The 18841-nt window shown below is 41.3% G+C and carries 17 protein-coding genes; 16 read left to right on the top strand and 1 reads right to left on the bottom strand.

What is annotated here, in order from left to right; all coding sequences use genetic code 11:
- Positions 1–79: 79 nt before the first annotated feature.
- The 13 genes from ACMZ6Z_RS05750 to ACMZ6Z_RS05690 all read left to right on the top strand — a co-directional run bounded on the left by ACMZ6Z_RS05750 (position 80) and on the right by ACMZ6Z_RS05690 (position 15191).
- The gene (locus ACMZ6Z_RS05750; RefSeq protein ID WP_416131653.1) at positions 80–1687 is read left to right on the top strand and encodes a ribonuclease Y; all 1608 of its coding nucleotides are present in this window, start codon (positions 80–82) and stop codon (positions 1685–1687) included.
- Positions 1688–2122: 435 nt separating this feature from the next.
- On the top strand, positions 2123–2743 hold the full coding sequence (gene gmk, locus ACMZ6Z_RS05745; RefSeq protein ID WP_416131652.1) for a guanylate kinase: 621 nt from the start codon (positions 2123–2125) through the stop codon (positions 2741–2743).
- A 25-nt stretch (positions 2744–2768) separates the two neighbouring features.
- Positions 2769–3086, top strand: coding sequence for a DNA-directed RNA polymerase subunit omega (rpoZ, locus tag ACMZ6Z_RS05740; RefSeq protein ID WP_416131651.1), 318 nt, complete (start codon positions 2769–2771; stop codon positions 3084–3086).
- Between the two features lie 169 nt (positions 3087–3255).
- Positions 3256–5646, top strand: coding sequence for a primosomal protein N' (locus ACMZ6Z_RS05735; protein WP_416131650.1), 2391 nt, complete (start codon positions 3256–3258; stop codon positions 5644–5646).
- A gap of 31 nt (positions 5647–5677) precedes the next feature.
- Complete coding sequence (gene fmt, locus ACMZ6Z_RS05730; RefSeq protein WP_416131649.1) at positions 5678–6619, top strand: methionyl-tRNA formyltransferase; 942 nt, start codon at positions 5678–5680, stop codon at positions 6617–6619.
- Complete coding sequence (gene rsmB, locus ACMZ6Z_RS05725; protein ID WP_416131648.1) at positions 6609–7931, top strand: 16S rRNA (cytosine(967)-C(5))-methyltransferase RsmB; 1323 nt, start codon at positions 6609–6611, stop codon at positions 7929–7931. Before fmt ends, rsmB begins: the two co-directional genes overlap by 11 nt.
- Positions 7932–7979: 48 nt before the next feature.
- Positions 7980–8720: a Stp1/IreP family PP2C-type Ser/Thr phosphatase gene (locus tag ACMZ6Z_RS05720; protein ID WP_416131647.1), complete on the top strand. Its 741-nt coding sequence runs from the start codon at positions 7980–7982 to the stop codon at positions 8718–8720.
- Positions 8717–10582, top strand: coding sequence for a Stk1 family PASTA domain-containing Ser/Thr kinase (gene pknB, locus ACMZ6Z_RS05715; protein WP_416131646.1), 1866 nt, complete (start codon positions 8717–8719; stop codon positions 10580–10582). The genes ACMZ6Z_RS05720 and pknB overlap by 4 nt, the downstream gene beginning before the upstream one ends.
- Positions 10583–10952: 370 nt before the next feature.
- On the top strand, positions 10953–11648 hold the full coding sequence (gene liaF / locus ACMZ6Z_RS05710; RefSeq protein WP_416131645.1) for a cell wall-active antibiotics response protein LiaF: 696 nt from the start codon (positions 10953–10955) through the stop codon (positions 11646–11648).
- The gene (locus ACMZ6Z_RS05705) at positions 11645–12664 is read left to right on the top strand and encodes a sensor histidine kinase (RefSeq protein ID WP_416131644.1); all 1020 of its coding nucleotides are present in this window, start codon (positions 11645–11647) and stop codon (positions 12662–12664) included. Before liaF ends, ACMZ6Z_RS05705 begins: the two co-directional genes overlap by 4 nt.
- Complete coding sequence (locus tag ACMZ6Z_RS05700) at positions 12636–13274, top strand: response regulator (RefSeq protein ID WP_416131643.1); 639 nt, start codon at positions 12636–12638, stop codon at positions 13272–13274. The genes ACMZ6Z_RS05705 and ACMZ6Z_RS05700 overlap by 29 nt, the downstream gene beginning before the upstream one ends.
- Positions 13275–13431: 157 nt before the next feature.
- Entirely contained in the window at positions 13432–14835 is a 1404-nt protein-coding gene (locus ACMZ6Z_RS05695) for a Cof-type HAD-IIB family hydrolase (RefSeq protein WP_416131642.1), read from the top strand.
- Positions 14832–15191: a S1 RNA-binding domain-containing protein gene (locus ACMZ6Z_RS05690; RefSeq protein WP_416131641.1), complete on the top strand. Its 360-nt coding sequence runs from the start codon at positions 14832–14834 to the stop codon at positions 15189–15191. Before ACMZ6Z_RS05695 ends, ACMZ6Z_RS05690 begins: the two co-directional genes overlap by 4 nt.
- A 188-nt stretch (positions 15192–15379) precedes the next feature.
- Here the strand turns inward: ACMZ6Z_RS05690 and ACMZ6Z_RS05685 are convergent, their stop codons facing one another.
- Positions 15380–16009: a YigZ family protein gene (locus ACMZ6Z_RS05685; protein ID WP_416131640.1), complete on the bottom strand. Its 630-nt coding sequence runs from the start codon at positions 16007–16009 to the stop codon at positions 15380–15382.
- Between the two features lie 46 nt (positions 16010–16055).
- Here ACMZ6Z_RS05685 and ACMZ6Z_RS05680 point away from each other — a divergent pair, with 46 nt between their 5' ends.
- The 3 genes from ACMZ6Z_RS05680 (at position 16056) to hpf (ending at position 18657) form a co-directional block, all read left to right on the top strand.
- The gene (locus tag ACMZ6Z_RS05680; RefSeq protein ID WP_416131639.1) at positions 16056–17357 is read left to right on the top strand and encodes a DEAD/DEAH box helicase; all 1302 of its coding nucleotides are present in this window, start codon (positions 16056–16058) and stop codon (positions 17355–17357) included.
- Positions 17354–18016 carry a ComF family protein gene (locus ACMZ6Z_RS05675; RefSeq protein ID WP_416131638.1) on the top strand — a complete coding sequence of 221 codons (663 nt, stop codon included), beginning with the start codon at positions 17354–17356 and terminating at the stop codon, positions 18014–18016. The genes ACMZ6Z_RS05680 and ACMZ6Z_RS05675 overlap by 4 nt, the downstream gene beginning before the upstream one ends.
- 92 nt (positions 18017–18108) lie before the next feature.
- The gene (hpf, locus tag ACMZ6Z_RS05670; protein WP_416131637.1) at positions 18109–18657 is read left to right on the top strand and encodes a ribosome hibernation-promoting factor, HPF/YfiA family; all 549 of its coding nucleotides are present in this window, start codon (positions 18109–18111) and stop codon (positions 18655–18657) included.
- Positions 18658–18841: the final 184 nt, after the last annotated feature.

The raw sequence follows: 18841 nt of genomic DNA, 5'->3' as shown, positions 1-18841 counted from the left end.
TTGTGAAAAATTTGAAAATATGATAGACTTAAAAGTGGTTTTAATACGATTAAAACCTTAGAATTTTGAGGTAAATAAGATGTTACAAGTTATTATAACATTGGTTTTTGCCCTCATTGGTTTAGCTGTTGGTTACGCTATCATAACTTTAAAGATGAAGTCTTTAAAAGAAGCTGCGGAATTGACAGTGTTGAATGCTGAACAAGATGCTGTTAATCTGCGAGGAAAAGCAGAGATGGAAGCGCAAGCTATTCGTCAAACAGCAGAGAGAGAAGGCATGGCTCATCAAAAAGAGCTTCTCTTAGAAGCTAAAGAAGAAGCTAGCAAGTATCGAGAAGATGTTGATCGGGAATTTAAAGCTGATAAACAAGAGCTTAAAGAAAGAGAAAATCGTTTAACAGAACGTGCTTATTCGCTCGACCGTAAGGATGAAAATTTAGCCGCCAAGGAAAAAACACTCGAGTCTAAAGAGCAGAGCCTTTTTGATAGGTCAAAACATATCGATGAACGTGAAAATCAAATCAGTCAATTAGAAGATGAAAAGCGTGAGGCATTAGAGCGTGTTGGACACATGACTATTGCTGAGGCACGTGAGGTCATCTTAATGGAGACAGAATCACAGTTAACGCAAGACATTGCGACTAGGATTCGTGAGTCTGAGCAAGAAATCAAAGCCAAGTCTGACAAAATAGCCAAAGACCTCCTTTCACAAGCCATGCAACGTATGGCTGGGGAGTATGTTACAGAGCATACCATCACGACGGTCCATTTGCCAGATGATAGCATGAAAGGTCGTATTATCGGTCGAGAAGGCCGTAATATTCGTACCTTAGAAAGTTTGACTGGGATTGATATTATCATCGATGATACGCCAGAAGTCGTTGTCTTATCTGGTTTTGATCCCATTCGTCGTGAAATTGCACGGATGACTTTAGAGGCGCTTATTTCAGATGGGCGTATCCATCCTGCTCGTATTGAAGAATTGGTCGAAAAAAATCGCCAAGAACTGGATAATTGTATTCGTGAGTATGGTGAAGAAGCAGCTTATGATATCGGTGCCCCAAACCTTCATCCTGATCTGATCAAGATGATGGGTCGCTTACAGTTCCGTACTTCCTTTGGACAAAATGTTCTTCGACATTCTGTGGAGGTCGGAAAATTGGCTGGTATCATGGCTGGTGAATTAGGCGAAAATGTCTCCTTGGCACGTCGCGCAGGTTTTCTGCATGATATGGGGAAAGCTATCGATCGTGAAATTGAAGGTAGTCATGTTGAGATTGGGACAGAGTTTGCTCGTAAATACAAAGAACATCCTGTTGTTATCAATACTATCGCAAGCCACCACGGGGATGTTGAGCCAGAGAGCGTCATTGCAGTCCTAGTTGCAGCAGCAGATGCCCTAAGTTCCGCTCGTCCAGGTGCACGTAACGAGTCAATGGAAAACTATATCAAACGTTTACGTGACTTGGAAGCTATTGCATCAAGCTTTGAGGGTGTTCAAAATAGTTTTGCTCTCCAAGCTGGTCGAGAAATTCGTATCATGGTTCATCCTAAGAAATTAAGTGATGACCAGGTCACTATTTTATCGCACAAGGTGCGTGACAAAATTGAACATAATTTAGATTATCCTGGTAACATCAAGGTAACGGTTATTCGTGAATTTCGTGCTGTTGATTATGCCAAATAAGGAGAGTGGGAGTCAATCGACAATTCATTAGAATGCGGTTATGCTCCCGCTCTTTTCTTCTTGAAAATGGTTTGGACACTATCAAGCACGTTAGAGACCTCGACAAATTATCTAATGGTATGACAGAATATAGCCATATTTGAGGTCATATTTTGGGGTTTTATGCTGTAAGTGTAGTGGATTGAATCAATGTTAGAAAGCCATTGTTTAAAAGAAGTGTAGCCAACTTGTGAGATTTTATTTGAAAATTGCTGTATTGTTGTTATTTCAACAGAAAAGAACTTTGTCAATCATTTGGTAGCCATTTTGCCCTCTAAAGCACAAAAAGGCTAAGAGAAGGTTTTCATGCGATTGGTATGATCAGCCATTCAATTAGCTTGAAATATCCCTCATGTTTGGTATAATGGTAAAGAAATACTTTTGAAGGAGGCTGTCATGTCTGAACGTGGTTTGTTAATTGTCTTTTCAGGGCCATCTGGTGTTGGAAAAGGGACAGTTAGGCAAGAAATTTTTTCAACACCCGATCATCAGTTTGATTATTCGGTATCAATGACGACACGTCCTCAAAGACCAGGTGAAGTTGATGGTGTTGATTATTTCTTTAGAACCCGTGAAGAATTTGAAGAGCTGATTCGCCAGGGGCAAATGTTAGAATACGCCGAGTACGTTGGCAATTATTATGGCACGCCACTGACCTACGTCAATGAAACTTTGGATAAGGGGATTGATGTTTTTCTTGAAATTGAGGTCCAAGGAGCCATCCAAGTTAAGCAAAAAGTTCCAGATGGTGTGTTTATCTTTTTAACCCCGCCAGATCTGGAAGAATTGGAAGGTCGACTAGTGGGTCGTGGCACGGATAGTCAAGAAGTTATTGCCCGCCGTATTGAGCGTGCGCGTGAGGAAATCGCTCTCATGAGAGAGTATGACTATGCTGTTGTTAATGATGAAGTGTCGCTGGCTGCTGAGCGTGTCAAACGTATTATTGAGGCGGAGCATTTTCGTGTAGAGCGTGTCATCGGTCGTTATGATAAGATGATTGCCAAGACAAAAAAATAAGAGTTAGAAAAGAGAACAAAGGCTTATGATGTTAAAACCTTCTATTGATAAACTATTGGATAAAGTGCCTTCAAAATACTCTTTGGTGATTTTGCAAGCCAAGCGTGCCCATGAGCTAGAAGCTGGTGCTAAGGCGACCAAGGCATTCGAGGCTGAAAAATCAACGCTTCGAGCCTTAGAAGAAATTGAAGCGGGTTATGTTACCATCCACCCTGATCCAGTTGCCAAGCGCGAATCTGTTCGTCGTCAGGCTGAACTTGAGCGCCTTGCCAAAGAAGAAGAAGAACGCAAAATTAAAGAACAAATCGCTAAAGAAGAGCAAGAAGAAGGGAAAAAAGTCTAAGATTGATGGCAATCTTAGCTTTTTTCAATATTGGGAGACAAGAATCATTAGTGCTATCTCGAAAAAATCACCCTAGACGAGACGACGAAATCAAAGACAAAACCGACCTCTCTCATGACAGCATTATTATTTTGAACGTTAAGGAGTTATACTTGAAAAAAGGAGAACTATGCAGGCACACATTATTGTAGATATTCCCTTGATGCAGACAGATAAACCCTTTACCTATCTGGTTCCAGAGTCTTTGGAAGACTTGGTTAAAGTTGGCTCGAGGGTTCATGTTCCTTTTGGTAATGGCAATCGTCTCCTCCAAGGTTTTGTGGTGTCCTTAGAGGAAACTCTGACACAAGAAGGTTTAAAGCCGATTGCTGATGTGCTTGATTTAGAGCCTGTTTTAAATGAGGAACAGTTACAACTAGCTGATGCCTTGCGTCAGACCGTCTTTTCTTATAAGATAACCCTGCTTAAAAGCATGATTCCCAGTCTTTTAAATTCTCAATATGAGAAGCGTTTACGCCCTGCCAAAGACTTACCAGATGAGCTCAAACAAGCTATTTTTGGTGATTTGGATAGCCTTTCTTATAGCGATGTTCCAGAGACTAGACTTAAACAAGTCAATCATTTGATCGCGACCAAGCAAGTTTTGGTGGACTATCTGGCAACGGATAGAAAGAGATTAAAATTTGAGACTTATCTAGACTTGGATAAAGCAGTGCTTTTAGATTTGGTCATCTCTAGTCGTGCTAAGAAGCGGCAGGCGCTTAAGGATTGGCTTTTATCACAAGAGATGCCATTTTCCATCAAGGTTAGTGACCTGAGAAAACGTTATTCAGCGGCTATTGTGAGCTACTTTATTGAGCAGGGGGCTCTGCTTGAGCGTCAAAAAGAGATACAACGTTCGGCAGGTTATTTTGAAAGGATTGAGAGCAGTGCCTTTTTGGCGCTCAATCCTGAACAAGAGGCGGCTGTTGACACCATTAGCCAAGCGATTGGTCAAGAAAATGCCACCCCTTTTCTCCTAGAGGGAATAACGGGTTCTGGTAAGACAGAGGTTTATTTACACCTGATTGATCGTGTGTTGAAAACCAATCAAACAGCTATTGTACTAGTGCCAGAAATTTCGTTAACGCCTCAGATGACAACACGATTTATATCGCGTTTCGGCGATCAGGTGGCCATCATGCATTCAGGTCTTTCTGATGGGGAAAAGTTTGATGAGTGGCGAAAAATAAAATCTGGTCAAGCAAAGGTAGTGGTTGGTGCAAGGTCAGCTATCTTTGTGCCACTTGAGAATATTGGTGCTATTATTATTGATGAGGAGCATGAAGCGACTTATAAGCAGGAGTCAAACCCACGCTATCATGCTAGAGATGTGGCTTTATTGAGAGCTAAGACCCATAAAGCAGCTCTGGTATTGGGATCGGCGACGCCTTCTATTGAAAGTAAGGCGCGTGCTAGTAAGGGTGTTTATAAACTCTTGTTATTAAAAACCCGTGCCAATCCTAACGCCAGTATGCCTGAAGTAAGGGTCATTGATTTTAGAGACTATATTGGTCAGCAACAAAGCAGCAACGTGACCCCTGTCTTACTTGATAAAATCAAAGAGAAACTAGCCAAAAAAGAACAAGTCGTGCTGCTCCTTAATCGTCGAGGGTATTCTAGTTTTGTGATGTGTCGTGAGTGTGGCTACGTTGATCAATGCCCGAATTGTGATATTTCCTTGACCCTTCACATGGACACCAAGAGCATGAACTGCCACTACTGTGATTATCAAAAAGCGATTCCTAGGCAGTGTCCTTCATGCCAGAGTCAGCAGATTCGTTATTATGGTACAGGAACTCAAAAGGCTTATGAGGAGTTACAAGAGCTTTTGCCAGAAGCTCGTATTTTGCGAATGGATGTTGACACCACTCGTCGTAAAGGTGCTCACGAAAAGATTTTAAAGGCTTTTGGCCATCATGAAGCTGATATCCTTCTAGGAACACAAATGATTGCCAAGGGACTGGATTTTCCTGATGTGACGCTTGTCGGTGTTTTGAATGCGGACACCTCGCTTAATCTTCCGGATTTTAGAGCGAGTGAGCGAACCTTTCAATTACTGACGCAGGTAGCTGGTAGAGCTGGTAGGGCAGACAAGGCAGGAGAGGTATTGGTTCAGACCTATAATCCTAATCACTACGCCATTCGTTTGGCTCAAAAGCAAGATTATCAAAGCTTTTACCAGTATGAAATGCAGATTCGACACAAAATGGGTTACCCTCCGTATTACTACACCATTGGTATAACCCTATCTCACCAAGACGAACAAGAGCTTGTTCGGAAGTCTTATGAGGTTTTAAAAGGTTTGAAGGGTCATTTGTCTGATCAGGCCCAATTTTTGGGGCCAACGCCAAAGCCAGTTGCTAGAACACACAATCAATTTCACTATCACATCATCATCAAGTATCGCTTTGAGAAACAGTTAGAGACAGCCTTAAATGCGCTCTTAGAATGGGCACAAAAACCAGAAAATAAACAACTGCGTGTGAGTATTGATCATGAGCCACAGCAGATGATGTGATTGGCGTTTAAGAGCTTAAAAGGAGAAAGAAATGACAAAAACAAGATTAATTTTTATGGGGACGCCTGATTTGGCGGCAACCGTTTTGGAAGGCATCATCGCTGATGGTTCGTACGACATTTTAGCCGTCGTCACCCAGCCTGACCGTGCTGTTGGTCGTAAAAAAGAGATTAAAATGGCACCGGTAAAAGAAGTGGCTTTGGCGAATAATCTTCCAGTCTATCAACCTGAAAAACTATCTGGCAGTCAAGAGATGGAAGCTATCATGGCTCTTGGTGCAGACGGCATCGTCACGGCTGCCTTTGGACAATTTTTACCTGGTAAGCTCTTGGATTCGGTTGGTTTTGCCGTTAATGTGCATGGCTCGCTCTTGCCTAAATACCGCGGGGGAGCGCCGATTCAGTATGCCATTATCAATGGTGATCATGAAACTGGGATTACCATTATGGAAATGGTTCGCCAAATGGATGCTGGAGATATGATTGCCAAGGCTGCCATCCCCATTACGGATGAGGATAATTTAGGAACGCTGTTCGATAAGCTAGCAATTCTTGGACGTGATTTGCTCTTGAGGACCTTGCCAGACTATATCGCTGGCAAGATCAAACCAGAGCCCCAAGATGCGTCACAGGCAACCTTTTCGCCAAATATTTCAGCAGAAGAAGAGCGTATTGACTGGCGTAAGTCCAATCGTGAGATTTTTAATCTCATCAGAGGCTTAAATCCCTGGCCGATTGCTCACACCCTTTGGAATGACCAACGTTTTAAAATAGCTGAGGTTGAATTGGTTGATGGGCAAGGACAGCCTGGGGAGATTATTGCTAAAACTAAAAAAACGCTGGTTGTGGCAACAGGTGCTGGTGCTCTATCTCTCAAATGCGTACAGCCTTTTGGAAAACCGCAGATGAGCATTTCCGATTTTTTGAATGGTCTTGGACGTGACTTAGAAGTTGGTGATACCTTTGGCGAATGATTGGAAAAAAATGGCGCGTGGCGGTGCTCTGATTGCTCTGGAAAAGGTCTTTCATGAAGATGCCTATACCAATATTGCTCTTAATACCTTGCTTACGAATCGTTACTATGATGATAGGGATAAGGGGCTGATTACCGAGCTTGTCTATGGGACTGTTTCGCGCAAAATAACCTTAGAATGGTATTTGGCGCATTTTATTGAAGACAGGGATAAACTGGAGCTATGGGTCTATGACTTATTGCTGCTTAGTGCTTATCAGTTGATTTATCTGGATAAAATACCAGCCCATGCGGTGGTGAATGATGCGGTCAACATCGCTAAAAATCGAGGCAACAAAAGAGGAGCAGAGAAGTTGGTCAACGCTGTTCTTCGTCAATTAACGTCAAAAGACTTGCCAGATTTTGATACCATCAAGCGTGTCAATAAGCGTTATTCAATCACATATTCCCTGCCTGTTTGGTTGGTCAAAAAATTGATTGAGCAATACGGTCAAGAAAGAGCAGAGCGGATTTTTGCCAGTCTCTTTGACCGTAATAAAGCCAGTATCCGTGTGACAGACGCTAGCCGTCTTGAGGAATTCAAGGAAACTTTTCAAGCAGAGCTTTCGCAACTCTCACCAGTTGGTTTGACCAAATCATCAGGACACTTTGCCTCTAGTTTAGCATTCAAAAACGGAGCTATTACCATCCAAGATGAGACCAGTCAACTGGTTGCACCAACTTTGGGCATAGAGGGTTCGGAAATGATTTTGGACGCCTGTGCTGCACCAGGTGGTAAAACCGTTCATATCGCATCTGATTTAACGTCTGGAAAAGTTATGGCACTTGATTTATACGACCATAAGTTAGCTCTGGTTCAAGAAAATGCTAAACGCTTGGGATTGGCTGATAGGATTGAGACCAAAGTATTAGACGCAAGAGAGGCTGCAAGGGTATTTCCAGCAGAGTATTTTGATAAAATCCTAGTTGATGCACCTTGCTCTGGTATGGGCTTAATGCGCCGTAAACCCGATATCAAATACCAGAAAAACCTCCAGGATTTCGCAAATCTACAAGCCATCCAACTGGAGATTCTAGCTAGTGTTTGTCAAACCTTGCGTAAAGGTGGTATAATAACCTATAGTACTTGCACTATATTTAGGGAAGAAAATCAAGAAGTGATCAAGACTTTTTTAGACAATCATCCTGATTTTGAACAAGTTGCTTTGCATCATGATAAAAAAGATATTGAGGTTGATGGTTGTCTATTAATCACACCCGAGCAATATCAGACAGATGGTTTTTTCATTGCACAGTTGCGAAAGAAAGCCTAATCATTTGAAGGAGGAAAGCTGGCAGTCGTCAGGAAAGACAGAACGATTATGGAAATTTCACTCTTAACAGATATTGGAAAAAAGCGTTCTAATAATCAAGATTTTGTAAATCATTATCAAAATCAAAGTGGTATTAGACTGATCATTTTAGCTGATGGTATGGGAGGACATCGTGCCGGTCATATTGCTAGTGAGTTAGCGGTAACAGACTTGGGTCAGCAATGGTCAGAAACAGATTATACTGATCTGAATCACATTCGTGACTGGATGCTTTCAGCGATTGAGGCTGAAAACCAAAAAATTCATGCTCTAGGTCAGTCCGAAGCCTATAGTGGCATGGGAACGACGATTGAAGTCTTGGCTTTTGTGGATGATGTTGTCTTGTATGCTCATGTTGGTGACTCTCGGATTGCCTTGATTCGTGACGGGCAGTATTATCAGTTAACCAGTGATCATTCGCTGGTTAATGAATTGATCAAAGCTGGTCAACTAACAGAAGAAGAGGCGGCTGTTCACCCTCAAAAAAATGTCATCACACAATCCGTTGGTCAAGCAAGCCCATTGACGATTGATCTAGGCATTCAGCCCTTAGAGACTGGTGATTTTATCTTGGTTAATAGTGATGGCTTGTCCAATATGGTGACTCGAAAAGAGAAGCTAGCGATTATCTTATCGGATAAGCCCCTTAAAGAAAAAGTAGCCAGTCTAGTTGATGCTGCTAATGCAGCTGGAGGGCTAGATAACATTACAGTTGTCTTAGTTGCTTATAGCGAGGAGGGTGTTTTATGATCCAAATTGGTAAATTATTTGCTGGACGTTACCGGATTCTAAAAGCAATCGGTCGTGGTGGTATGGCTGATGTTTATTTGGCGCATGACCTGATATTAGATAATGAAGAGGTGGCAATCAAGGTTCTTCGAACCAATTATCAAACGGATCAGATTGCTGTAGCACGCTTCCAAAGAGAAGCACGAGCTATGGCTGAATTGAGCCATCCTAACATCGTTGCGGTTCGAGACATTGGTGAAGAAGACGGGCAACAATTTTTGGCCATGGAGTACGTTAATGGGCCAGATTTGAAGAAATACATTCAGCAGCACGCACCACTCTCAAATGCCGAGACGGTTCGTATCATGAGCGAAGTGCTGTCGGCCATGCAGCTAGCCCACCAAAAAGGCATTGTTCACCGTGATTTGAAGCCACAAAATGTTCTTTTAACCAAAGATGGTGTGGCTAAGGTGACAGACTTTGGTATTGCTGTAGCCTTTGCAGAGACGAGCCTTACGCAGACCAATTCAATGTTAGGTAGTGTTCATTACCTATCACCCGAGCAGGCGCGTGGCTCCAAAGCGACGATTCAAAGTGATATCTATGCTATGGGGATCATGCTATTTGAGATGCTGACTTGCCATATTCCTTTTGATGGGGATAGTGCAGTGACGATTGCTCTTCAGCATTTTCAAAAGCCTCTACCATCCATTATTTTTGAAAATCGAAATGTTCCACAAGCCTTAGAAAATGTTGTCATCAAGGCAACAGCCAAAAAAGTTTCTGATCGCTATGTCTCAACGACAGATATGTATCAGGACTTGGCAACTGCTTTAGATCCTAGACGCTCCAGAGAGTCAAAATTAGTCTTTCAAGAGACTGCTGACACGAAAACTTTGCCAAAAATTGAGTCAGCCCCAGTCAAAGAAACACCTAAGCCTGTCGCTGCAACACCAGCACCAGCCACAAAAGTCGCTTCTGAGGCTACTTCGCCAGTATCACCTTTGGGTAAAAAGCCTAAAAAACCTCTTTGGCAACGCTTGTTTGGCCTTTTGATCCTGTTTACGGTCTTATTACTAGCAGGAATTGCTTTCATTTTTATGACCAGTAGCAATGACAATGTTACCGTTCCGGATTTAGCTGGTAAGACTGTCCAAGAAGCTCAAGCCACTCTGGAAGAAAAAGGATTGCTACTAGGCAGTGTTTCTCAAAAAGAGAGCGATTCTGTCGAAGAAGGCAAGGTCATTGAATCTCAACCAAAATCAGGTTCTACTAAAAAAGAAGGTAGTGAAGTCAATGTCACGGTTTCAAAAGGAACCAAACGCTTTAGTATAGCTGATTACACAGGGATGTCCTATAGAGATGCTCTCAGGGACTTGATAGAGACCTATGGCTTAGATAACAATCAAATCATCAAAAAAGAGGTCTTGAGTGACGACCATGAGCCTGGTAGCATCATCGGTCAGACACCTGAGGTTGGAGAGCGTTTTGATCCCAAAGGTCGTCAAAAAATCACTTTCAAGGTTGCGACCTCGTCTAAGGTAGTGATACCATCTTTAGTTGGTTATAGTTATGCTGATGCTAAGAATACCTTATTGGATTTAGGTTTCAAGACCTCACAAATTCAGACGGATTCTGATAAAGCTTCATCATCTGCGATTGTTTATGCCCAATATCCTTATGCAGGAACTTCGGTTGAGCTGTCTTCGGCGACGATTGTCACGCTTTATTTGAATAATGCGGATGCTTCAGCGACTACGGAGTCATCGTCTCAGGCAACCACAAGTGGTAATAGCCAACCCAATGCCAATAGCTCTAGAAATCCTTCAAATACCAAACCATCAACAGAGAACAAAACAGAAAGTAATGCTCAAACGGACTGACTTGATTGAGTGCTTTAGCTGGAGAACTTTCTTGTCATCAATCCTCGACAACGCCAAAGCCTAACAAGATAATTAACTTCTTAGGCTGGCCTTCAACAGCAATCAGTCAATGCAGCCCGCTATACGATCTCATGTTGATTCTATACCAATAAAAGGCATTTCTGGATTTTGCGTATCACGACAATCTAGAAATCCTTTTTTTGTAAGTCTAAAGTCCGATGCTCTTTTGATACATTTGTGATAAACTAACTCTTTAACACTTAAAAAGAGAGGTTCTTGCCTTGATACCCCTAGTCTTAACTCGAGCGTTGTCGCCTAGTCTCTATTGCTTGTTGTTGAGGATCAGCCCTAGTGATAACAGAGAGGTTTTATGCGTAAATTTCAGTTTTTTATCATCGTTGAAGCGGTTTTATTGCTTTTGGCGATGATGACAATTTTAGCAGATGATGTGCCACGCTTCATTGCTATTTTAATAATGACTTTGTTGGCCCTAAAATTTTATAATAGCACTGATAAGGCTAACTTTTTGTTGACGGCTTGTCTGCTTGTTTTTTTCTTGATTATCATGCTAAACCCTTACGTCATTTTGGCTATGATCGTAGGCTTTGTTTACATGATGTTAAACCACTTCTCTCAGGTGCGAAAAAACAATCGCTTAGCCACCTTATCCTTTGAAACACGACCAGTTACCATGACCAAGTACCGCAATCAATGGTTTGGGGCTGATGATGTGGTATCTGATGTTTACTATTTTGATGATATTGACGTGATTCGCCTGAGCGGTAATGACACCATTGATTTGTCTAAAGTCATTTTAAGGCATCAAGACAATGTGATTCTGATTCGAAAAGTGTATGGCCCGACCAAGATTGTGGTGCCGATTGATGTCTCTGTGAGCTTGACAGTTAGTTCTATCTATGGCGGGGTATCCTTTTTTGATGATCTCCCGTATGACTTGAGAAATGAAACCATCAAATTACGTAGCGATGACTATGATAACAGTAGCCGGCGTGTCAAAATTGTTGTCAGTAATCTGGCAGGTGATACGGAAGTGGTGAGCCGATGAAAAAATCTTCTATTGTCTTACTATTTCTCTATGCTGCAATCATTGTTTTTGCCATTGTAACCTTAATTTTAGATGCCTTTGCCATTTCTTTAAACGATGTGCTTTTGGACATTGATCGCTTCAAACAATTTAGTTTTTCGATAGTACTGCTGACCTTCTCCTTGACCATCATGTTGCTTTTTGCGTCAATGTTATTGAATCATCATTTTCATCGTCATGTCTTTAAAGACCTAAGGCGCATTCTTCATAACCAGCCGATTCAAGCTGAGGATGATGACTTGGGTCAGCTGCTTGGTCAATTGTCTGATAAAACCATGACCTTGACCCAACAGCTGCAAAGCACTGAAAATACACAACTCGCTCAAAAAGAAAGCATTATCCGAGAAGAAAGAAAGCGCATTGCTAGAGAGTTACATGATACCGTTAGTCAGGAACTTTTTGCGGCGACTATGATCTTATCGGGCATTTCACATAACCTAAGGCAAGTAGTACCAGATCTTTTACAGGAACAGTTAAGACAGACAGAAATGATATTAACAAAGGCTCAAAATGATCTACGCATCATGCTCTTGCATTTACGACCAACTGAGTTAGAAGGCAAGTCCCTAAAGCAAGGCTTAGAACTCATTTTGCAGGAAATGAGGGACAAAAGCGCTATTCAAGTTAACTTTAAAGAACAATTACAAGACCTTCCTAAACCTATTGAAAATCATCTGTTTCGGATCATCCAAGAATTTATCAGCAATACCTTGAAACACTCAAATGCTAGTCAACTGGATATTTACCTCTATCAGACTTCAGGTTCTGTTCAGCTTAAGATGATTGATAATGGAGTTGGTTTTGATGTGGAAAAAGCTAAGAAAATCAGCTACGGCTTGAAAAATATGGAAGAGCGTGTTTCTGATATGGCAGGTAGTTTTCAAATGATTTCAGCCCCCAATCAAGGGGTGATTATGACCATTATTTTGCCCTTAGTAGGAGAAAGAGATGACACAATTAACCGTTTTACTGATTGATGACCATGAGATGGTTCGTCTAGGCTTAAAAAGCTTTTTGAATCTTCAGCCAGAGATAGTCGTTGTTGGAGAAGCCAGCGATGGGCGTGAAGGGATTGCCAAAGCATTAGAATTGAGACCTGATGTTATTGTTATGGACTTAATGATGCCAGAGGTTGATGGAGTTGAAGCGACCTTGCAGATTTTAAAAGAATGGCCAAGTGCTCAGATCTTAATTTTGACCTCTTACCTTGACAATGAAAAAATTTACCCTGTTATTCAGGCAGGTGCTAAGGGTTATATGCTAAAGACTTCTAATGCACCAGAAATATTGAATGCGATTAGTAAGGTTGCTAAGGGTCAGTTAGCCATCGAGACAGAGGTCGAGCAAAAGTTAAAGCATCACGAAAATCACCCTGCTCTCCATGAAGAGTTGACGGCTCGAGAAAAGGATATCTTACATTTACTGGCTAAGGGCTATGATAACCAAACCATTGCAGATACCCTGTTTATCTCCTTAAAAACGGTCAAGACTCATGTCTCAAATATCTTAGCCAAGCTGCAGGTAGATGATCGAACTCAAGCAGTCGTTTATGCCTTTAGGCACCACTTGGTTCCCCAAGAAGACTAATGATTATGGTACAATAATAGTCTATAGTATTTTAGGATTTTTTAAAAAACACAAGGTGGTGTTTGCTTTGATGAATCTCAGGTTCTCTTGTGCTTACCTCCTACCCTAGTCTATCGTTATTTTTGTTGAGCATTTAAGTATTGATGAGGAGAAATGGATGAACGCTAAAACAAGATATAAAGCTAAAAAAATTAAAGCTGTCTTTTTCGATATTGATGACACCCTGCGCGTCAAAGACACCGGCTATATGCCCAAGTCAATCACAACGGTTTTTAAAGCGCTAAAGGCCAAAAATATCCTAACAGGTATTGCTAGTGGCCGTGCTCCTTATGGTGTTGTTCCTGAAATACGGGACCTTGACCCTGATTATTTTATCACCATTAATGGGGCTTATGTCATTGATCGTAAGGGTGATGAACTGGCTGATTTACCGATAGAGCAGCAGGTCGTGGCTGACTTTGTGGCTTGGTGTGATCATATTGGGCTAGATTATGGTTTTGTCGGCAAGGACAGGTCTGTCTTATCAGCTCGCAAAGCCTTTATAGACGATGCCATAGTACCAGTTTATGGGGTATTAGACGTTGCACCGGAGTTTTATTTGACCAATCCAGTTTATCAGATGTGGACTTTTTCCAAAGATCATGCTAATCTTGAGTTGCCCAAAAACTTGGCAGATCACGTTCGCCTGATTCCGTGGCATCCTGTTTCATCAGATGTGGTCACTCTAGGTCTTTCAAAGGCATCTGGTTTAGACGATGTTTTAGCAAAAGAAGGTTTGAGACCTGAAAATGTGCTCTTTTTTGGCGATGGGCCTAATGATATGGAAATGTTTGATCGTGTCGGTCTTAAAATCGCTATGGGCAATGCTGTTGAGGCATTAAAAGAAAAGGCAGACGCTGTAACAGGTAGCGTTGAAGAGGAAGGCATTTTACATGCCTTAGAGGAATTAGGTTTGATTGAAAAAGAATTAACATTACCACAGTTAGATTTAGAGACGGTGGAAGGACCAGTGGCAACCATAAAAACCAATTATGGCGATTTGGTGATGAAGCTATTTCCAAAGCAAGCCCCTAAGACAGTGGCTAATTTTCTTGCTCTAGCTAAAGACGGCTACTACGATGGGGTTATTTTTCACCGTATTATCAAAGAGTTCATGATTCAAGGTGGTGATCCGACAGGTACTGGCATGGGTGGCGAGTCTATCTACGGTGATTCATTTGAGGATGAATTTTCTGATCAACTCTATCATCTACGTGGGGCTATTTCCATGGCTAATGCTGGGCCAAATACCAATGGTAGTCAGTTTTTTATCGTTCAAAACACTAAAGTATCATTTAGTGCTAAAGAGCTCTCACGGGCTGGTTGGCCAGAGCCTGTTGCGATCTCCTATGTGGCGCACGGGGGAACGCCTCACTTAGACCGTAGGCATACTGTCTTTGGGCAATTAGTCGATCAAGCCTCATTTGAAGTTTTGGATAAGATTGCGACCGTTGAAACGGAAGCACAAGACCGTCCAGTTGACGATGTGATTATTGAAACCATCGAGGTTCTCGAATCATGAAAATTGGAGACAAGCTCAAAGGAACGATCACAGGAATCAAGCCCTATGGTGCTTTTGTCCAATTAGATAATGGGACGATAGGTTTGGTTCATATTTCAGAAATTAAACCTGGCTTTATTGATAATATTTTTAAATCCCTGTCTATTGGCCAAGAAGTCACTGTTCAAGTGCTTGACCTTGATGAATTCACACAAAAAGTCAGCCTATCCATGAGAACACTAGAAGAAGAGCGTCAACAAATGCCTCGTCGTCATCGCTTTTCGAACAATCGCCACTGCACAGGATTTAAACCCTTAAACGATCAGATGCCCCAATGGATTGCAGAAAGCCTGCAAGTCTTAAAAAATCAGGATTAAATCCCTTGAAATAAATAACCAGATAAGGGCATCAAGGATAGAGCATTCTTACTCTCTGTGATACTTACCAGTTTTATGGGTATCGGCTCTCCTTGCCTTTTTACAATTCTAAGATCAGAAAACGCACCGATTGAACGCTTTAAGTTAGAGCGTTCAATCGGTGCGTTTTCTGGATTGAGATAAGGAGGTCAATGGACAGGGACTTCGACGATTTTAGGCTCTATCTTTTGATAAGTGATTTTCCCTTGGTAAAAATCTGTTAAAGCCTCTTTGATAACAGGTATCTTTTCTGGATCGGCATAGATGTGACTAGTCACCTGATCAAGAAATACAGTGTCGCCCTCTGTTAACCCTTCTTTATCTAAAAAATTAGCATAAATCTGATATTGAGGATAGGTCAAGGTCACTTGAAGGCCAGCTTGTTCTTTGACGGTGATGAGTCCAGACTGCGTCAGGGCGTTAGCGACACTTCCTGCATAAGCACGAATTAAGCCCCCAGCTCCTAACTTAATGCCTCCAAAATATCGGGTCACAACCGCAACTACATTGGTCAAGTCATGCTTTTCAAGCACCGTCAGTATCGGAATGCCAGCCGTCCCACTAGGCTCGCCATCGTCACTAGAACGCTTGATTGTTGCCTTTTCGCCAATAATCATAGCAGAACAGGAGTGACTGGCTTTATAGTGTTCTTTTTTGATGGCGGCGATCAATTGACGAGCTTCCTCTTCGCTTTCGACACGTTTTAATTGGCAGATAAAGCGTGATTTTTTAATCTCTTCTTCAGCAATAATATCTTGTTTGATGGTTTTATAATTCATAAAAAAATTTTATCATATTTTTCAGATAAGTTCGAATAGATAAGTGATGAAAGCTATTAAAACAAAAAATGGGTGTTGGTTTACAGTGTCAGAACTGGATGCTGTTGACGCAGAAAATGCGATAAAGTTACCAGCTTTTACCAAGGAAAAAGGGGAACTGTCCTGCTTTAGATGTAGCCATGAGATTGCCAAAGATTGGCAACTACCAGATGGTACGCATTATTGTCGTTCTTGCATTCGTTTAGGGCGATTAACAGAAGATGCTTTTTTGTACTATTTTCCGCCAAAAGACCTTCCAAAAAGACAAAGTCTGAACTGGCAAGGACAGTTGACGGATTATCAAAAAGAGGTATCAGACGGTCTTTTGAAGGCATTTTCTCAAAAAGAAGATACTTTAGTTCATGCTGTAACAGGTGCTGGCAAGACCGAGATGATTTATGAGTTAGTGGCAAAGGTCATTGATAATGGGGGACACGTTTGCTTAGCAAGTCCTCGAATTGACGTTTGTCTGGAGTTGTTCAAGCGATTAGAGAGGGATTTTTCCTGTCCGATTGATCTCCTACATGGAGAATCAAAACCTTACAGTGGTGCCCCTCTAGTCATTGCTACGACTCATCAACTGTTAAAATTTTACAAGTGTTTTGACCTTATTTTAGTAGATGAAGTTGATGCCTTTCCCTATCTTGACAATAAGATGCTTTACCATGCGGTTAGAACAGCTAAAAAAGACAGTGGCATGATGGTTTTCATGACGGCCACTTCAACAGATGAGTTGGATCGACAAGTCAAGCAAGGGCTATTAAATCGATTGACCTTGTCAAGACGTTTTCATGGCAATCCTTTGATTGAGCCTAAGACCATCTGGCTGTCCCAGTTGGAAAAGAAAGTAAAGCAGGGTCTCATTCCTTCCACCTTGCGCTGTTATATGGCAAAGCAACTAAGGACTGATTACCCACTCTTGATATTTGTTCCTGATATTGCATTTGGTCAACAGCTAAAAGAGATTCTCGTTAGACACTTCCCCCAGGTTGCGATTGGATTTGTAGCTAGTACCAGCTTAGATCGGCTAGAGGAAGTTGATCGTTTTAGGACGGGGCAGCTGCGTATTCTGATTTCAACAACCATCCTAGAGCGTGGTGTGACGTTTCCAAAAGTGGATGTCTTTGTCTTGTTGGCACATCATCGTTTGTATAATAGTTCCAGTCTGACTCAGATCAGTGGACGAGTAGGAAGGTCTATGGAGCGTCCTACAGGAGATTTATTTTTCTTTCATGAAGGTCTTACTAGAGCCATCCAAAAAACGAAAAAGGACATCCGAACAATGAATCAGTTAGGAGGTTTTGTATGACCTGTCTCATTTGTCAGCAACCCACTAATGACAAAAAGCAGTTTACAGACTTATTAGTATTGAAAAAGCCAGAACAACTGACCTGTAGTGCCTGCCTCCAGACTTTTGAAACCATAAGCGACAAGCACTGTCCGACTTGTTTTAAAAATCATGAAACAAAGAGGTGTAAGGACTGTCAACAGTGGAAAATGAAAGGAAATAGCGTCAAGCACCAGAGTATTTTTACTTATAATCAAGCCATGAAGGATTACTTTTCTCTTTTTAAGTTTCAGGGAGACTATCTCTTAGCAAAACCGTTTGCATTAGCTATTCAGCGTGCGCTATTGCCCTATCGCGATTATGTCATCGTTCCAATTCCCTTAAGTCATCAAAAGCTAAAAACAAGACGCTTTAATCAAGTAGAAGCCTTACTTGATGCCGCCAAAATACCCTATACCTCACTACTGGAAAAAGAAGATACTCAAGCACAATCATCCAAGTCAAAGCAAGAGAGATTGCAAACCCAACAAGTTTTTACGGTTAAAACCGTAACCGAATTCCCTGAAAAAGTTCTCATTGTTGATGACATTTACACAACAGGTCAGACAATTTATCTAGCCCAAAAGGTCTTAAAAGAGCATGGTGTCAAGGAAATCATTAGTTTTAGTTTGGCAAGGTAGTGGTCAGTATGGTGGTAAAAACTTGCAAAAGTCGTTGAAAGCGATATAATATAAATATAGAAAGCGCTTTAAGCGCAAGAAAGAGGTGTCTTATGATTAAATATAGTATTCGTGGCGAAAACATTGAAGTGACAGACGCAATTCGTAACTATGTCGAATCAAAAGTTGCAAAGATTGAAAAGTACTTCAATGATGATCAAGAGCTAAATGCTAGAGTCAATTTAAAAGTTTACCGTGAAAAAACAGCTAAAGTTGAAGTAACGATCCCACTTGGTTCTGTAACACTTCGTGCTGAGGACGTTTCACAAGACATGTATGGTTCAATTGACTTGGTTGTGGATAAGATTGAGCGTCAAATTCGTAAAAATAAAACTAAAATTGCTAAAAAACATCGCGAAAAAACCCCAACATCTCAAGTGTTCACAACAGCGTTTGAAGTCGAACCCTCTGAAGAAAGTGTTGAAACACATGTTGTTAGAACAAAACACGTAGATCTCAAGCCTATGGATATTGAAGAAGCCATCCTTCAAATGGATCTTTTGGGACATGATTTCTTTATCTTTACAGATTCTGAAGATGGACAAACAAATGTACTATACAAGCGAGAAGATGGCGAATACGGCTTAATTGAAGCTAAATAGCTAAAATCATTAAAAGGTAATTCCCCTAAACATTAGCAGTGATCATTCAGTGCTAATGTTTTTATATATAAATGTCAACTCCTATTAGCCATAAACTAGCTATAGTAGCTCACATGTAAGACTACAAATAACATGCTTTAAAAAAACTTCCCAGAAAAAAACTTTAAAAAAACATTCAAAAAAG

The sequence above is a fragment of the Streptococcus pluranimalium genome (assembly GCF_047785705.1).
In the GTDB taxonomy this organism is placed as follows: Bacteria; Bacillota; Bacilli; order Lactobacillales; family Streptococcaceae; genus Streptococcus; species Streptococcus pluranimalium_A.
The sequence above is the reverse complement of the archived record's forward strand: the minus strand, read 5'-3'. Positions and strand labels throughout refer to the sequence as shown.

Excerpts from the sequence above, each read along its gene's own strand:
- liaF (WP_416131645.1), top strand. The coding sequence starts at position 10,953 with ATGCGTAAATTTCAGTTTTTTATCATCGTTGAAGCGGTTTTATTGCTT.
- ACMZ6Z_RS05695 (WP_416131642.1), top strand. The coding sequence starts at position 13,432 with ATGAACGCTAAAACAAGATATAAAGCTAAAAAAATTAAAGCTGTCTTT.
- ACMZ6Z_RS05690 (WP_416131641.1), top strand. The coding sequence starts at position 14,832 with ATGAAAATTGGAGACAAGCTCAAAGGAACGATCACAGGAATCAAGCCC.
- hpf (WP_416131637.1), top strand. The coding sequence starts at position 18,109 with ATGATTAAATATAGTATTCGTGGCGAAAACATTGAAGTGACAGACGCA.
- ACMZ6Z_RS05675 (WP_416131638.1), top strand. The coding sequence starts at position 17,354 with ATGACCTGTCTCATTTGTCAGCAACCCACTAATGACAAAAAGCAGTTT.
- gmk (WP_416131652.1), top strand. The coding sequence starts at position 2,123 with ATGTCTGAACGTGGTTTGTTAATTGTCTTTTCAGGGCCATCTGGTGTT.
- ACMZ6Z_RS05735 (WP_416131650.1), top strand. The coding sequence starts at position 3,256 with ATGCAGGCACACATTATTGTAGATATTCCCTTGATGCAGACAGATAAA.
- ACMZ6Z_RS05720 (WP_416131647.1), top strand. The coding sequence starts at position 7,980 with ATGGAAATTTCACTCTTAACAGATATTGGAAAAAAGCGTTCTAATAAT.
- pknB (WP_416131646.1), top strand. The coding sequence starts at position 8,717 with ATGATCCAAATTGGTAAATTATTTGCTGGACGTTACCGGATTCTAAAA.
- fmt (WP_416131649.1), top strand. The coding sequence starts at position 5,678 with ATGACAAAAACAAGATTAATTTTTATGGGGACGCCTGATTTGGCGGCA.
- rpoZ (WP_416131651.1), top strand. The coding sequence starts at position 2,769 with ATGATGTTAAAACCTTCTATTGATAAACTATTGGATAAAGTGCCTTCA.
- ACMZ6Z_RS05685 (WP_416131640.1), bottom strand. The coding sequence starts at position 16,009 with ATGAATTATAAAACCATCAAACAAGATATTATTGCTGAAGAAGAGATT.
- ACMZ6Z_RS05700 (WP_416131643.1), top strand. The coding sequence starts at position 12,636 with ATGACACAATTAACCGTTTTACTGATTGATGACCATGAGATGGTTCGT.
- ACMZ6Z_RS05705 (WP_416131644.1), top strand. The coding sequence starts at position 11,645 with ATGAAAAAATCTTCTATTGTCTTACTATTTCTCTATGCTGCAATCATT.
- ACMZ6Z_RS05750 (WP_416131653.1), top strand. The coding sequence starts at position 80 with ATGTTACAAGTTATTATAACATTGGTTTTTGCCCTCATTGGTTTAGCT.
- ACMZ6Z_RS05680 (WP_416131639.1), top strand. The coding sequence starts at position 16,056 with ATGAAAGCTATTAAAACAAAAAATGGGTGTTGGTTTACAGTGTCAGAA.